Here is a 14131-nt window from a genome sequence, read left to right as displayed (position 1 = left end):
CTTGTATGATTCGGTGGTATTGTTAAATCAAAAGTCTGTTTTGATTTGCTCTGATGTAAGTATGCGAGTTGTTAGCTTTTCTACAGTGTGCATGCTGAAATTTGCTCCTTTCGAAGCGCGAAGATGATTTACGAATTCGGTGATTTCGCTTTCGTCTTTTATGATTATATATTTTATATCGTCAGGCTCGAATTTAAGCCGTAAGTCAGCAACGCTTTTTGCGGCTTCTTCTTTTGCGCCGGGTTCCGCAAAATCATACTTGTTATAGTACATTTTGCATGTGTGATCTATGTCAGGAACATATCGCCATTCTCGTTCATCTGAAAATCTATACTTCTTTGCTGTCTCGCCATTTCTCTCAAGCATTCCTTCGTAGTTTTTTGTATATCTGGCAATATCGACTAATTGTTTGTGTGCTCTTTCGGTTGCTTCATCTTTATCTTCATTTTCGTCTTCACCCTCGTCCTCGTCCTCATTTTTGCTAAAGTGTGTAATTGCCTGTTCGTAGCTATGTGCAAGATGGGAATATTGTTCTACATATAGTACAGGGTTTAGTCGGTTGCGAACCGCCCACTCTCGTGTGAGACCAATGCCGTAGAATCCATAACTAGATATATGGTCTTTTATCTGCGATAGGGGGATGTCGCAAAAGCTAACCATCGGAACATGAATGGTAGAGGTTTTTTTATTCCACTTTATTTGTTCTTTGCAGTATTTTACACGAAAACTATTTTCTAGGATTCCTTCGAGGGCTTTACGAGTACTTGTTAAGTGAATTAATGAGTTTGAACTAAGAGGCATATCATTGGCTCGTGATCTTGTTTGGCTTGCAAAAAAAATATAAAAAGCTGAACTTGATTTGTGCGTTATTCATGGCTTTGTGCGGGTAATGTACATCGTCAAAAAACAAAATGCCATCACGGCTTCTCTCTTTGGCATTTATGAGTTAGTGGTTTTTGCATTTAAGTAGAAAGCGGGCCTCATTAGGACAGCGGACTTACATCCATCTCCTTGGGTTTTTTGATGCTTTACCGGGCTTGCGCTTCGGAAGTCCTGTCGTTAACCTTCCCCCCGTCGCTGCCAATTCAGCGAACGGGTGTGGTAGCCCGGTTTCTTCATAGACCCAGAACGCCTCAGGGCGTTTTTTTGTGCTGGCTGCTTTGTGGCGGCTGTGCATGGGAGGCTTCGGCCTGCCGGGTTTCTATGACCGGTCTACCACCCTGTGTACAGCCGTCTCCCTATCTTGCGTGGTAGCGAATGGGGAGATGCTCACTTCATAGGAGCTTCACAATGATAAAACCAACTCCGAATCCCCCTGATACGGCCGCGCAGATAGACGTCGATTCCGAGTCCTCATCTTGTAAGCCTAAATTGGCCGAGCGCCGCCCCAACCCCATCTTCACCATCGCCCCCAACGTCAACAACGAAACCCTCCTGGTTCACGCCTGTGAAACCCTTGCGTCGGCCAGTGTCATGGCCAGTGAACTGGCGTTTATCCTCTCCGGCCCAAAATGCAATTTGGCGCTGGGCATTCAACAGATGATTGCCTTGGCAGAGCTATCGGTGAACCGCGTGCTGGATCAGGTCGATCCGCAGTAGCAGGCTAGGGCCGATTTTAGGTAGATGTGAGAAAGCCCGCTGAACCGGTGACGGTTGGCGGGCTTTTTTTGTAGCGATTTTTCCGTTTATCGCGAACCCAACTGATTTTGCGGATGTATGAAGTCCCTTTGTAGGAGCGAGCCTGCTCGCGAAAAACGCCAGGACAACGCGGGCACTCAGGCAGCGCGCGTTATCGTTGACTTCCATCGCGGGCAAGCTCGCTCCTACAAGCTGGCGTTTATGCAATTTGGACAGACCATTGCCTTGGCGGCAGCAGGCGAGTGCAGTTTTTAGACTGATGTGAAAAAGCCCACTGAACCGGCGACGGTCAGTGGGTTTTTTTGTGGGCGATGGCACAGGCAACGCTTTGAGCTCGGAGCGTCTACGCCGGCCGTAACGGGGGTTCCTGTCATCAATTGTCAAGTCACTGACGCTCAATGAGAAGCAGGCACTTTGGCCCTGACGATACTGGTTTGTTTTCCGACCTCGGTAAGGCGAAACCGTAAGCCTGATACCTCTCCGCCCTGGCGGGAATTTGTAGGAGCGAGCTGGCTCGCGATGGACTCAAGTGCGCTGCGTTTAGTCAGTAAGCACGCGTTTTCGTTAACGACCATCGCGAGCAAGCTCGCTCCCACAGTCAGTTGCATCTCAATAAAACAATCATAGAGAGCGCAGAATGAAGTTCAGTTTTGTAGACAGCAGCCAGCCGAGCCGCCGGCGGGTTTTACGCGATGCTTTCACTTTGGCTTTGGTGGCGTCGCCGCTGGCAAGCCTGGCCAGGGCAGCCCATGAATCCGCAGCGGCCAGCGAATCCGTCGAAGACGTGACCTTTGCCGCAGGCCCACGACCGCTGGTGCAATACCCGCAAAAACGCCCGTTGACCCTGGTGACCACTCGGCCGCCGCATCTGGAAACGCCGTTCCCGGTCTTCAACGAAGGACCGATCACGCCCAATGACGCCTTTTTCGTGCGCTACCACCTGGCCAATTTCCCGACCAGCATCGATCCGGACAGCTACAGCCTGACGATCAAGGGCTCGGTCGAGACGCCGCTGTCGCTTTCCCTTGCCGAGCTCAAGGCCCTTGCCGCACCGGTAGAAGTGGTGGCCGTCAATCAGTGTTCGGGTAACAGCCGTGGCTTCTCGATGCCTCGAGTGTTCGGCGCGCAGTTGGGCAATGGCTCCATGGGCAATGCGCGCTGGGTGGGCGTGCCGCTCAAGGCTGTGCTGGAAAAGGCCGGTGTGAAAGCCGAGGCCCGGCAAGTGACCTTCCGTGGGCTCGATAAACCGGTGTTGCCAAGCACGCCGGAGTTCATCAAGGCGCTGGACATCAGCCATGCCATGGACGGCGAGCCCATGATCGCGTGGTCGATGAATGGCACCGACCTGCCATTTCTCAACGGATACCCGATTCGTCTGGTGGTGCCAGGCTACTTCGGCACCTACTGGGTCAAGCACCTGAGTGAGATCGAAGTCGTCGACCACACCTACGACGGTTTCTTCATGGCCAAGGGTTACCGGGTTCCGGATAACGATTGCTTCTGCATTGCCCCAGGCACCACGGCGGCGAAAACCCAGCCGATTTCCAGATTGCCGGTCCGCAGTTTCATCACCAGCGTTAAACACGGCGATGTATTGCCGCTGAACAAAAGCGTGGTGCTCAAGGGCATCGCGTTCGACGGTGGCGTTGGGGTCAACAAGGTGGAGGTGTCGATCGACGGCGGAAAAACCTGGCGTGAATCCACGCTCGGGCAGGACCTTGGCCGTTACTCCTTCCGTGAGTGGACACTGCCGATCACCTTTACCGGCAAGGGCGCCACACCGTTGATGGTGCGGGCCAGCAACAGTGCTGGCGAGACGCAACCGCTGCAGGCTGACTGGAACCCAGCGGGCTACCGCCGCCACGTCGTCGAAACCACCCATGTGACCGTCGCCTGAGGAGAGCCGCATGAAACTTGTGAAATGCATGACCGCCTTGCTCTGCGCGGCTCAGGTTTGTCTGGCGACCCTGGCTGGTGCCGCGCCGCTGTCCATCACGCTGCCGCCTGAAACCGCTGCGTTCAAGCCCAGCACGATGCCTGGCTACGCTTTGGCGCAGCAGAAGTGTTCCGTCTGCCATTCGGCCGACTACATCAACTTCCAGCCGCCAGGCCTGAGCATGGCGCAGTGGACCGCCGAAGCGGGCAAGATGCAGCACGTGTACGGAGCCCCGATCAGCGACCGGGATGTGAGTGTTATCGGCGCTTACCTGGCGGTGACCTACGGCAGTGCGAAGGCCAATGATGCCGATGTTCTGGCGGCCTCGAACGCCCCGGTGGCCCAGCTCCCGCCGGTGGCTGGGGCTGGGGCAAATGTCGACGCCAAGGCTTTGCTGCAGAACAACGCCTGTCTGTCCTGCCACGCGATCGATCACAAAGTGGTAGGCCCGGCCTACCGCGACGTGGCGGCCAAATATGCCAAGGACCCGCAGGCAATGGACAGGCTTATGTCCAGCATCCAGCACGGTGGCAGCGGGAAGTGGGGGGATGTGCCCATGCCGCCTTTCGCGCAGTTGAGCCCGGACGACCTGAAAAGCCTGGCGACCTTTATCCTGCAACAGTGAGCCAGTATTAGCCTGATGCGAAAAGCCCGCTGAACCGGCGACGGTCAGCGGGCTTTCTTGTGGGCGCTGGTTTATTCAAGACATCGAGGAGTGGGTTGCACTGAAGCGCTTGAGAATATCCTGGTACATTTTCGTCCGTCGATGACCTTGGCCATATCCGCCCGCAGCAGCGACGGTGCCAGACTGGACGTGGTCCAGGTACTTGAAGATTTTGCCGGGCGAAAGGAACACGACTTTGTAGCCAAGCCTGATCACGCGGTCTTGCAGCTCATAACCGGGCACACGGTCATCAATCTGAAAATGCAAACCCTGCTGCTTCATCAGCCTGCCATTCCATAGCGTGCAAAAGCTTTTCAAGTGGGTTTCCCGGTAGGGTTTCGGCTCCTTCGAGCGCAGGCCGAGCGATTGCTTCAGGCGTCGGTAGTGGTGCTTGATCAGGCGTGAAGTGAAGCGCCAAACGGTCCTTGGCAGTCCGCGGTTGAGTTGCTCCGTGCAACCGACCGCGATGACGTTTTGATCCTTGGTGCAGTGGTCCATCATCATCGCAAAGACGTTTGCATCGAAGACGAACGTGTCGGTGTGCATCAGGAACAGGTAGTCGGTATTGACCCTGGCCAGCGCCATGTCCAGCGCTTTGCCATGGGCGATGTGCCCCGGTTCTTTGGTGGGGGCATCGCGTTCGATCAGGTTGATCCAGTCGAGCGAGCGCAAATACTCGACGCTGGCGTCCGCCGAACCGTTATCGACCACCCAGACCGCAATGCCTGATTTTTGGACATGCTCCTGCAACAGTTCCAGGCAGATCCTGGTGAGCTCCGGGGTTTTGTAATTAACCAGAACGATGCTGAATGGTGGCTTGGCGTTTGTATCGACACTACCCATCTTCGAAATGCTCGACGACTCAAAAGAGTCGAAGACTAAAGGGGCAACCTTAGTTCAAGCTTAATTTCACCTGGGCGACACGACGCTGGCTATCGCTACCTGACGCCTTCGAATGAACCTGTACGCACTTCGCCACTGCGGATGTAGCGGGCGATCAGTACACCCCCGGGTGAGCTGATCGAATTCACCAGGGTGAAGGCAGACGCTTGTGCGTTGTCGTCGAACAGGCGCTTGCCGCGCCCCAGCAGGATGGGATGAATCATCAGCCGCAGCTCGTCCACCAGGCCGGCGGCAAGCAGTTGGCGCACCAGATCGCCGCTGCCTTGGGTCAGTAGCTGAGGACCGTCCTGGTGTTTAAGCGCGTTGATCGCGTCGACCAGGTTGCCCTTCAGCGCATGACTGTTGTGCCAGGCCAGCGAGTCGGCGTGATGAGTGGCCACATGCTTGGGAACGGCGTTGAACAGGTCAGCGATGGTGTGATGGGTTGAATCGGCCTGAATGTTCGGCCAATAGGCGGCGAAGATGTCGTAGGTGCGACGCCCCAGCAGCAACTCGAATGGCTGTGAAAACAGGTCCATTACGGCCTGGCCGGTGGTTTTGTCGGCGTAGGGCACGATCCAGCCACCGAAGCGGAATCCGCTACTGCAATCCTCCTCAGGCCCGCCGGGCGCTTGCATGACGCCGTCCAGACTCACGAACGCGGCAACGGTCAGTGTGCGCATGCTCTTCTCCTGATTCATTCCGGTTTAAGCGTTTAGACAGGGAAGTCTGCAATTCCTTGAGACCGTTCCCTGAAAGGTAGTCGAACCAGACGCTGTGAAATCGACAACAAAGTGCGCGGCCCATATACGACGAAAGTCTTATGGTGGTCTGTGCAGGTGCGTGTTAGCGAGGATTTGTCTTGAAGATGCAATTGCAAATTTGTATCATTCGGTTTCAATTCAGCGAAGCAGGGAACGCAGCGCCAAAACAATAATAAGGTCAAGGCAATGCTCAAAATGCTTCTCGTGTACGGTCATCTGCTCGCTACGTGTATTGCCCTGGGGAGGGTGTTGCAGGCGGATCACAAGCTTTGGAGTTGGCGCAAGGAAATACTGGACCAGGCGAGGCTTGAATACCTCGATGAAACTCAGAAGATCGTCAGCCTTGCACTGCTGGCCCTTTGGGCAAGTGGACTGTTGCTGGTGCTTCAGGGTTACCTCAATGAAGGCGACGCGTATCTGCTCAATCAGAAACTATGGGCCAAGGTGACGGTCGTCGCGCTGCTGAGCCTCAACGGTGCACTCTTGCATCGAGTCGGCTTCCCGCTGCTGCAGAAGGCTCCATTCGTCGCGCTGCGCAGTGCAGGCCGCACGCGGCTCGCCTTGTTGGGTGCGCTTTCCATGAGCGGTTGGCTATTCGCCGCTTTCCTGGGCGTGGCTCGAGCCTGGAATCACGTGTTGCCTTACCTGCATGTGATGGGCGCATTCGTCGCATTCTCGTTTCTGGCCTGTTGCGTGGCACTGGCAGTTGCCGGCAGGGCGGGCAGTGTCGGTGCGCAAAAAAACTCGGTACCGGGGTAGCGATCCATTCCTGTAAATTCGCGCCAGCTTCATTGCGCGGGAAAAGTTCCCGCGCATGAAATTCAGGCGAAGCTGTAAGTCTGACGAATTGCTCCCAAGCTGCTCCCGGATAGCAACGGGTATTGCGTTGGCACGGCTCTCGGTAAATTCATGGGATTATTTCCCACGCGGCTATACTGGGGTTATCTACCCAGGAATTCGCTGAATGCAATCGTCAACGCTGCCCACCTCGCTCCTCAAAGCCTTGCGGCATGTCATGCAGCCGCTGGTGCGCCTGATGCTGCGCAAAGGCGTCACCTACCTGGTGTTTGCCGACCTGCTCAAGGAGGTTTTCGTCGAAGTGGCGGACCGTGAGTTCCGCCTGGGCGAGAAGGCACCGACCGACAGCCGCATCAGCCTGCTCACCGGTGTGCACCGCAAGGATGTACGGCGCTTGCGCAATACCGCTGATCCGGCTGCTTCCACGCTTCCGGAAAACATCACGTTCGGTGCGCAATTGGTCAACGCCTGGGCCAGCGCGCCCTTCTGCAACGACGCCGGCCAGCCACTGCCGTTGCCTCGATTGGCCAGTGTCGGCGGCGACCGCTCCTTTGACGCCTTGGTGGCGAAGGTCAGTACCGATATCAGGGCACGGGTGGTGTTGGACGAGTGGTTGCGCCTGGGGGTCGTGCGCCTTGACGAACAAGAGCGCGTGCACCTTGAAGCCCAGGCCTTCGTGCCACAAAAGGGCTTCGATGAGAAAGCGGCTTACCTGGGGCACAATCTGCACGATCATGCCTGCGCTGCGGTTCACAACCTGAGCAGCGAAGCCCCGGCCTTTTTTGAACGCAGCGTCCACTATGACGCACTGGCCCCGATGAGCGTCGAGGCGTTACGCGAGGCCGTGGCCAGCGAGGGAATGCAGGCCCTGTTGAGCTTCAACCGACTCGCCGCCGAACTGGAGTCCCGGGACCTGCCCAGCCTTCAACCGCGCCAGCGCATCACAGTCGGCTTGTACTTCTACACTGAAGCTTCCGATCCCAATTCGCCAACAGCCCCTGAACCATGACCGTCAAATTGCGCCTGATTCGTGCAATCGCCCTCGTTCTGGGCCTCGGGCTTGCAAGTGTGTTGCAAGCCGCCCCAGCCTGTGTCAGCCAGAATGATGCGGGCACCAGCGAAGTGCCGGTCATCCAGGCACCTGGTGGCACCGGCGGCACGGGCGCAACACCTGGCGGCATGGGCGGTACCGGCATCGACACCGACAACGGCGGGATCGGTGGTACCGGCGCACCACTGAAAAAGAGCCCTGGCGGCATTGGCGGCACCGGTGCCGTTGCAGGCGGAGTGGGTGGCACGGGCATCAGCAACGATAACGGAGGAATCGGTGGTACCGGCATTGTCGGCACCATCACCGGGTTCGCCTCGATCTGCGTCAATGGCGTGGAAGTGCACTTCAACAAAAACGTTCCTGTCAGCGAGAACGGCATCGCCAGCTCCAGTGCCCGCCTGGCGGTAGGCCAAGTGGTTGCCGTGGAAGCGTTCAGTTCCCGGCGTGGTCTGGAGGCCGGGCGCATTTCTATCCTGCACGCCTACGAAGGCCCTTTGACAGCCCTGCCGCGCGACTCCATGCCGATGCGCGTCATGGGGCAACCGGTACGCCTGGCCAACGGTGCCCAGGTCGCTGCCGGCCTGCGTCCGGGGGATCCCGTGCGGGTCAGCGGGCTACGCGATGCTCGTGGCGAAGTGGTGGCCAGCCGCATCGACCGGGCGCCCGGCCTCAAGGAGGCCAGTGCCATCGGCCCGGTGGATCGCAGTGGCTATCTCCAGGGGCTCAAGCTCAGCAATCACCCGGGCCCGGCGCAGGAAATGCTGGTGCGCGGCCATTGGTCCGGCCGCGAGCTGGACGTGAACCAAAGCCGCCCCGATCCGAGCCTGCCTTTCATTGGCCGGGCACACAATGCGGTGATCGAGGGTCTGGTACAGGGTCGGCAGGACCGCCATTTGGTGGTGGGCGGCATTAATGTGACGCTGGCGCACGACACCGTGTTTGTCGGTGTGCAGGCTTCGGAGCTGGCGCTGGATCGACGGGTGCGGATCAACGGCGTGTTCACCGGCGCGCGGGAGGTGCAGGCAACGCGTATTGAATTGCCCCGCGATCGCTCCGATTCGCCAGCGAGCAACCGGCACGGACGACACGGCACCAACGAGCAAGACACCGACGACTCAAGTGGCTCGGGCAACTCGATCGACTCAAGCGGCTCCGGCAACTTTGACAGCTCGGGGAGTTCAGGGAGCTCGGGCGGTGACAGGAGCGGCCGCTCCGAGAGCGAAGGCCGCGTTGTCGACGATACTCGCCACGGGGGGAGTGACAGTCATGGCGGTGGCGACAAGATTGAACGCGTGGGCGTGGACGTGGACAAGTCCGGCAAGTCAGAGCGAGTCGAGAGGGTCGAGCAATCCGGCAAAGTCGAGAAAGTGGAGAGGGTGGAGAAGGTAGAGAAGGTGGAGAAAGTCGAACGTCCGGAGAAAGTCGAGAAAGTTGATCGGCCAGAAAAGGTTGAGAAGATAGACAAAGTTGATCGGCCAGAAAAAGTTGAGAAGGTCGAAAAAGTCGAGCCGGTTGAAAAAGTCGATCGCTCTGGCAAGTCGGGTTAAGCAGTGCAGTCATGATGCACTTTCGTCATAAGTAACTAGGCTGGGTAAGTCACGCAACAAAACATGCGTGTGAACTTCGATGACGTCAGACACGAGGTGAACATGGACCCCAAGCGCATCCTGCTCGTCGGTTGGCTTGCCAGCCTGGCCTTGCCGACCTTGGCCGATACCTTTACGACCTCGATCGGAACCGACTACTCCCGGGGCGACTATGGCACCGGTACGACTTCCGAAACATGGTACGTCCCGCTGGTGGGCAGATACGAAACCGGCCCCATGACCTACAAGCTCACCGTGCCCTGGCTACGCATCACCAATCCTTCGGTCGGCCCTGACGGCGAACCGCTGCCCGGCGGTTGCGGCAAGGTGGAAAGCGGTCTGGGCGACACCGTTGCCGGTGCCGGCTATGCCGTGCTGGACGGAAGCGTTGGCGGGCTGTTCGTGGACCTGATCGGCAAGGTCAAGTTGCCCACCGCCGACGAAGACGAGTGCCTGGGCACCGGCAAAACCGACTATTCCGCCCAGGTCGATGTCGCCAAAGCCTTCGGTCCTGTGACCGGGTTCGCGACCCTGGGCTGGAAAAAGTTCGGCGACCCGTCGGGCTCCGACTTCGACAACCCGATATTCGCCGGCCTGGGCTTTGCCATGCCCGTGTTCGTGCGCACCACGGCGGGCGTGTCCTACGACTGGCGGCAGAAGGTCGTTTCCACGGGTGACGAAATCAAGGAGCTGACGCTCTTCCTCACGCACAAGCTCAATCAGGAATGGAAGTTTCAGTTGTATGCCGTCAAGGGCTTTTCCGACGCCAGCCCGGACGGCGAGGCCGGGCTGTTGCTCAGCCATGCTTTCTGATTCCTGGCCATTGCCTGTCAGATTACTTCCAGCGTTGATGCCGTTTCACCGTCTCGACTCAGGCCCTTGCCTCACTCCCGGGCGTTTTGCAGTTCAGTTTTTCTTCTTGATCAGTTTATTGATGTAGTACTTCAGGCTCAAACGATCCTTGGGCCTTGGTTTGTAGTGGGTTTTGTTTCTTTGTGCCGGATCGATCGCCATGGTTCCCGCAGTGTAGTAGTAAAGCGCGATAGACCTGCGGGTGATGTGTTCCGGAGTCGTTAAAGGCTCCGGGTGCCCATGATTACTGTCCTTGTCTGTGTTGAAAATGACACAGCGATTGTAAATGGGCAGGACTTTTTTAAGGCAGGTCTTCATGCCGACATCCCACAGTTCCAGGTTGCCGCCGTATTCCTCTTGCCAGTCTTCATTCAGATAAATGATGATGTTCAGTCTGCGTTCAACATTAAGTTTTTTGTTGAGCCGGAAGTCCGAGTGCACCCCCAGGAAACCACCGCTTTTCGTTTCGTGCAGGCCGCCACCGGTAAAGTAGGGGTCGGGTATCAAACCTTCGATGCCTGTGAGCTTTTCAAGAAACTGCAACATGGGGGCCGAGTTAAAGGCGTTGAAAACAGTCTTCAAATAGGGGTCGCATTCGTTGGGACTGATTTGACGTTTGCGTTGACCTTTATAGCCGCGCTCGTAGAGCATTTCGTTGTTGGTTGGCTCGACCGGGAAATGCGAGCAGATGCTCGCAATCAGGTCTTCGTGCAAGAAGTTGTCGATGACTATGTGCGGAAATGGCGTAGCCTGAACATAGCTATCGGTCAATGAGGCACCAAAGGCGCTGGCGGCATTCTGGTCGAAATCAAGCTCCGGGGACAGGGTGATAGGTAGTGCCTGAGTGATGGGTGCCATTACCGCTCCAATGACCTGATATAAAAACCTGTGGGTGACTTCATGCAGCGTTGAATGCACTGCTTGTTGCGTCTATTCGCAACTCAATTTGTTCTGTCGTCCTTGTTCAGACGCTTAAGGATGTTGTTGTACATTTTGGTTCGTCTATGATTTTTAGCATAGCCGCCAACCGCTGCAACAGTGCCGGACTGAATGTGATCCAGATAGCTGAAAATTTTACGCGGTGAAAGCATTTCAACGGCATAACCCAGTTCGGTCATGCGGTCCTGAAGCGTATAGCCTGGCACGCGATCATCCATCGAAAAGTGCATGTTGTGCTGTTTTACAAGTTTGCAGTTCCACAATGTGCAGAAACTTTTCAAGTAGACTTCTTTGTACGGCTTTGGTTCTCTGGAGCGCAATCCCATGGAGATTTTCAGGCGTCTGAAGTGATGCTTGAATAGTCGTGAGCTATAGCGCCAGACAGTTCTGGCGGTGCCGCGGTTAATTTGCTCGACACAACCGACGGCCACGACTTTTGGGTTTTTCAAACATTTATTCAGCATCATCGGAAAAACATTCTTGTCGAAAACAAATGTATCGGTGTGCATCAGGAATAAATAATCGGTGTCAATACGCTCGAGAACCAGGTCAAGTGCCTTGCCATGGGCAATATGGCCCGCTTCTGGTTCAGAAACAGAGCGTTCAATCAAATTGATCCAGTCAAGCGTTCGTAAGTACTCAGTGCTCTCATCGGCGGAATAGTTGTCAACCACCCATACCGGGACGCTGTTGCTGCCAAAATGCTGGTGTAATAAGTCCAGGCATATCTTGGTGATTTCAGGTGTTTTGTAATTTACTATAACTATGCTGAAGGTTTTGGAGTTTTCAGTCAGTAAATCAGGGTTGTTCATCGTTCAGGTGCTCAATGTTATTCTATTTAATTGTATGAGTTAACTTGTATACAATTTTTTCTTGTTTGCCGCGCAAAATCTTGCATGGCCATAGAGCACAATTTTTTAAGTCGCTTTGTCATGCATAATAACCACGGGCTGCTCAGACCCGATGGAGAGCGGTAGAAGCGGACTTCATCGTATAAGGATCTGCTCTGCAGGTAAACATTTTGACTTGATTCGTTACATCAGGAGGCTGGCCGGGCCAGCATCCCGGGACGGTGTGAACTGCTTTTACGCAAGGCATTCAGGCAATTTGTTACGACATGTGGTGTGCCAGCACGTTCTGCAATTCACTGCTTGTAGCCAATCTGCCGCAACAGGTTCTTGCGCCACAGGATGTCTTCATCGCCTTCGATGTCATTGGCACAAAAGCCATCCACTACGCCAAGGATCGCTCGCCCTTGCTGCGTCTCAGCGAGAATCACTTCGGTTGGATTGGCTGTTGCACAAAAAATACGGCATACCTCCGGAACCATTTTGATGGTGTTCAACACGTTCAGCGGATAGAAACCGTCGCCCAGGAAAATGATGAAACTATGGCCGGCGGCGATGGCTTTCGCATTTTTCTGTGCAAGTTCAATCATTGAGCTATCGGTGCCAGACCATCGCACCAGGCATTGACCAGAGGCTTCACAAAAGGCCACGCCAAACTGGATACCTGGCACGGTATTGACCAGCGCTTCGTGGATGTCCTCGACGGACTTGATGAAGTGCGTCTGGCCCAGAATGAAGTTCGTCGCATCCGGCTTTTCGATTTTCAACGTGATGAGTTGCATCTCAAACGCCTCCTTTCACGATGTTGCCAGGAGAGCCTGGCCACAAACCAAAGCATAGCTACTCATTGGTTGTTGCTGCGTCCTCTGTCTGTTTTTGGCCAATTGCTCAACGCGTGCCTTGGACCTGATATGTGGTCGTTGACACTTGGGCTGAGGGTACTAATCTAAGGTGTGTGGGAATATTTCCCACGCAAAGATACCAGCTGGCTTTGAGGGATCGTACGGATACCGCAGTGGCTCGTTATTGCTGCAGATTGATGGCCGTGCCGGTTGGCGGGCCGCTCCAATGGGCGGCCGGGAACTCACTGGACATTGCGTTCGATACGGAGGTGAAAACGCAACTCCAATCGGAGGTGCATCATGCTGCTCAAGAAATGTTTGTTGGCTCTGGCAATAGGCGGGGTCCTGTCGGCATCGACTGTCCTTGTGCCCGATTACATCAGTAGTTTCTCCAGCGTGTATGCCAAAGATGGCGGCAGCGGCGGTGGTGGTAGCGGCGGAGGCGGTGGCGGTCACGGCGGTGGCGGCGGTTCCGGAGGCGGTGGTCACGGTGGTGGCGGCGGTTCCGGAGGCGGCCATGGTGGCGGCAGCGGCGGTGGCTCCGGCAGTGGAGGCTCCGGAGGCGGTGGTCACGGTGGTGACGGCGGTGGCGGTCATGGAGGAGAGGGTGGCGGTCATGGTGGTGACGGCCACGACGGTGACGGTCGTGGAGGCCCGGGGCGCGGCGACGCTGACCATGGTGGTATAGCCGGGAACAAAGGCCCGGGCAATGCGCGTGACAACGACAACGCCAAAGACAACGACAACGACAACGACAACGCCAAAGACAATGATAACGATGCCGCAGATGCTGCCAGGGACGCGGCCAGGGCTGATGCCAATGCAGCCCGGGATGCGGCAAAAGCGACTGCGGATGCCGCCCGTGACGCCGCCAGAGCTGAGGCGGATGCAGCCCGGGATGCCGCAAGAGCTGCTGGCGTATCGCGCGCAGAAGCGGATGCAGCCAGAGACGCTGCCCGGGCCGCTGCGGATGCAGCCAGGGACGCTGCCAAGGCCGAGGCAGATGCAGCCAGAGATGCTGCTCGGGCTACCGCGGATGCCGCGAGGGACGCAGCCAAAGCCGAGGCGAACGCAGCCAGAGAGGCTGCCAAAGCTGAGGCGAGGGCGGCCAGAGAGGATGTAGCGGACGCCCCGGATGCACCGGATGCACCGGATGCTCCAGACGCACCAGACGCACCAGACGCGCCGGATTTCGACACGGTTGAGGTGCAGAACTAGGCCCGCACGTTCGGCAATGAACACGGCAGGCATACCCGTCGATGACGTCCGGGGAGTTTGAAGGACGTATCGGCAATGAGTCGCAAGCCCTGAAGAATCTCGGGGCTTGCGAC

General features: G+C 56.5%; 14 protein-coding genes. 8 read left to right on the top strand and 6 right to left on the bottom strand.

The genetic code is table 11. The features are described 5' to 3' along the window. Nucleotides 1–27 precede the first annotated feature (27 nt). Nucleotides 28–801 carry an abortive infection system antitoxin AbiGi family protein gene (locus KGB29_RS20035; protein WP_150815239.1) on the bottom strand — a complete coding sequence of 258 codons (774 nt, stop codon included), beginning with the start codon at nucleotides 799–801 and terminating at the stop codon, nucleotides 28–30. Nucleotides 802–1290: 489 nt separating this feature from the next. On the opposite strand from KGB29_RS20035, the gene KGB29_RS20030 reads away from it, so the two are divergent. The 3 genes from KGB29_RS20030 (at nucleotide 1291) to KGB29_RS20020 (ending at nucleotide 4199) form a co-directional block, all read left to right on the top strand. Further along, nucleotides 1291–1599, top strand: coding sequence for a DUF6124 family protein (locus KGB29_RS20030; RefSeq protein ID WP_150815238.1), 309 nt, complete (start codon nucleotides 1291–1293; stop codon nucleotides 1597–1599). Nucleotides 1600–2275: 676 nt separating this feature from the next. After that, nucleotides 2276–3535, top strand: coding sequence for a molybdopterin-dependent oxidoreductase (locus tag KGB29_RS20025; protein WP_150815235.1), 1260 nt, complete (start codon nucleotides 2276–2278; stop codon nucleotides 3533–3535). Between the two features lie 10 nt (nucleotides 3536–3545). After that, nucleotides 3546–4199: a c-type cytochrome gene (locus KGB29_RS20020; protein WP_150815234.1), complete on the top strand. Its 654-nt coding sequence runs from the start codon at nucleotides 3546–3548 to the stop codon at nucleotides 4197–4199. Nucleotides 4200–4274: 75 nt separating this feature from the next. Here KGB29_RS20020 and KGB29_RS20015 read toward each other — a convergent pair whose 3' ends face one another. Next, nucleotides 4275–5081, bottom strand: coding sequence for a glycosyltransferase family 2 protein (locus KGB29_RS20015; RefSeq protein ID WP_150815233.1), 807 nt, complete (start codon nucleotides 5079–5081; stop codon nucleotides 4275–4277). A gap of 95 nt (nucleotides 5082–5176) precedes the next feature. Further along, entirely contained in the window at nucleotides 5177–5803 is a 627-nt protein-coding gene (locus KGB29_RS20010) for a dihydrofolate reductase family protein (protein ID WP_150815232.1), read from the bottom strand. A 267-nt stretch (nucleotides 5804–6070) separates the two neighbouring features. Here KGB29_RS20010 and KGB29_RS20005 point away from each other — a divergent pair, with 267 nt between their 5' ends. From KGB29_RS20005 to KGB29_RS19990, 4 genes are all read left to right on the top strand, one after another. Beyond that, the gene (locus tag KGB29_RS20005; RefSeq protein ID WP_150815231.1) at nucleotides 6071–6643 is read left to right on the top strand and encodes a DUF2214 family protein; all 573 of its coding nucleotides are present in this window, start codon (nucleotides 6071–6073) and stop codon (nucleotides 6641–6643) included. A gap of 205 nt (nucleotides 6644–6848) precedes the next feature. Beyond that, nucleotides 6849–7691 (top strand): DUF6502 family protein, encoded by an 843-nt coding sequence (locus KGB29_RS20000; protein WP_150815230.1) that lies wholly within the window; start codon nucleotides 6849–6851, stop codon nucleotides 7689–7691. After that, a complete protein-coding gene (locus KGB29_RS19995; RefSeq protein WP_223544014.1) occupies nucleotides 7688–9280 on the top strand; it encodes a DUF5666 domain-containing protein in 1593 nt (530 codons plus the stop codon). Before KGB29_RS20000 ends, KGB29_RS19995 begins: the two co-directional genes overlap by 4 nt. 102 nt (nucleotides 9281–9382) lie before the next feature. After that, on the top strand, nucleotides 9383–10132 hold the full coding sequence (locus tag KGB29_RS19990) for a hypothetical protein (protein ID WP_150815228.1): 750 nt from the start codon (nucleotides 9383–9385) through the stop codon (nucleotides 10130–10132). 93 nt (nucleotides 10133–10225) lie between these two features. Here the strand turns inward: KGB29_RS19990 and KGB29_RS19985 are convergent, their stop codons facing one another. The 3 genes from KGB29_RS19985 to KGB29_RS19975 form a co-directional block, all read right to left on the bottom strand. Continuing rightward, nucleotides 10226–11029 carry a 2OG-Fe(II) oxygenase gene (locus tag KGB29_RS19985; protein ID WP_057715371.1) on the bottom strand — a complete coding sequence of 268 codons (804 nt, stop codon included), beginning with the start codon at nucleotides 11027–11029 and terminating at the stop codon, nucleotides 10226–10228. 83 nt (nucleotides 11030–11112) lie between these two features. After that, nucleotides 11113–11922 carry a glycosyltransferase gene (locus KGB29_RS19980; RefSeq protein WP_150815227.1) on the bottom strand — a complete coding sequence of 270 codons (810 nt, stop codon included), beginning with the start codon at nucleotides 11920–11922 and terminating at the stop codon, nucleotides 11113–11115. 332 nt (nucleotides 11923–12254) lie between these two features. Continuing rightward, complete coding sequence (locus KGB29_RS19975; RefSeq protein ID WP_057715369.1) at nucleotides 12255–12740, bottom strand: adenosine-specific kinase; 486 nt, start codon at nucleotides 12738–12740, stop codon at nucleotides 12255–12257. A gap of 360 nt (nucleotides 12741–13100) precedes the next feature. Between KGB29_RS19975 and KGB29_RS19970 the strand changes: the two genes are divergently transcribed. Continuing rightward, entirely contained in the window at nucleotides 13101–14018 is a 918-nt protein-coding gene (locus KGB29_RS19970; protein WP_223616477.1) for a hypothetical protein, read from the top strand. Nucleotides 14019–14131: the final 113 nt, after the last annotated feature.

The sequence above is a fragment of the Pseudomonas sp. BF-B-30 genome (assembly GCF_019956305.1).
Lineage (GTDB): Bacteria > Pseudomonadota > Gammaproteobacteria > Pseudomonadales > Pseudomonadaceae > Aquipseudomonas > Aquipseudomonas jessenii.
The sequence above is the reverse complement of the archived record's forward strand: the minus strand, read 5'-3'. Positions and strand labels throughout refer to the sequence as shown.

Coding starts and splice junctions, on each gene's coding strand:
- KGB29_RS20035 (WP_150815239.1), bottom strand. CDS start 801: ATGCCTCTTAGTTCAAACTCATTAATTCACTTAACAAGTACTCGTAAA.
- KGB29_RS20030 (WP_150815238.1), top strand. CDS start 1,291: ATGATAAAACCAACTCCGAATCCCCCTGATACGGCCGCGCAGATAGAC.
- KGB29_RS20025 (WP_150815235.1), top strand. CDS start 2,276: ATGAAGTTCAGTTTTGTAGACAGCAGCCAGCCGAGCCGCCGGCGGGTT.
- KGB29_RS20020 (WP_150815234.1), top strand. CDS start 3,546: ATGAAACTTGTGAAATGCATGACCGCCTTGCTCTGCGCGGCTCAGGTT.
- KGB29_RS20015 (WP_150815233.1), bottom strand. CDS start 5,081: ATGGGTAGTGTCGATACAAACGCCAAGCCACCATTCAGCATCGTTCTG.
- KGB29_RS20010 (WP_150815232.1), bottom strand. CDS start 5,803: ATGCGCACACTGACCGTTGCCGCGTTCGTGAGTCTGGACGGCGTCATG.
- KGB29_RS20005 (WP_150815231.1), top strand. CDS start 6,071: ATGCTCAAAATGCTTCTCGTGTACGGTCATCTGCTCGCTACGTGTATT.
- KGB29_RS20000 (WP_150815230.1), top strand. CDS start 6,849: ATGCAATCGTCAACGCTGCCCACCTCGCTCCTCAAAGCCTTGCGGCAT.
- KGB29_RS19995 (WP_223544014.1), top strand. CDS start 7,688: ATGACCGTCAAATTGCGCCTGATTCGTGCAATCGCCCTCGTTCTGGGC.
- KGB29_RS19990 (WP_150815228.1), top strand. CDS start 9,383: ATGGACCCCAAGCGCATCCTGCTCGTCGGTTGGCTTGCCAGCCTGGCC.
- KGB29_RS19985 (WP_057715371.1), bottom strand. CDS start 11,029: ATGGCACCCATCACTCAGGCACTACCTATCACCCTGTCCCCGGAGCTT.
- KGB29_RS19980 (WP_150815227.1), bottom strand. CDS start 11,922: ATGAACAACCCTGATTTACTGACTGAAAACTCCAAAACCTTCAGCATA.
- KGB29_RS19975 (WP_057715369.1), bottom strand. CDS start 12,740: ATGCAACTCATCACGTTGAAAATCGAAAAGCCGGATGCGACGAACTTC.
- KGB29_RS19970 (WP_223616477.1), top strand. CDS start 13,101: ATGCTGCTCAAGAAATGTTTGTTGGCTCTGGCAATAGGCGGGGTCCTG.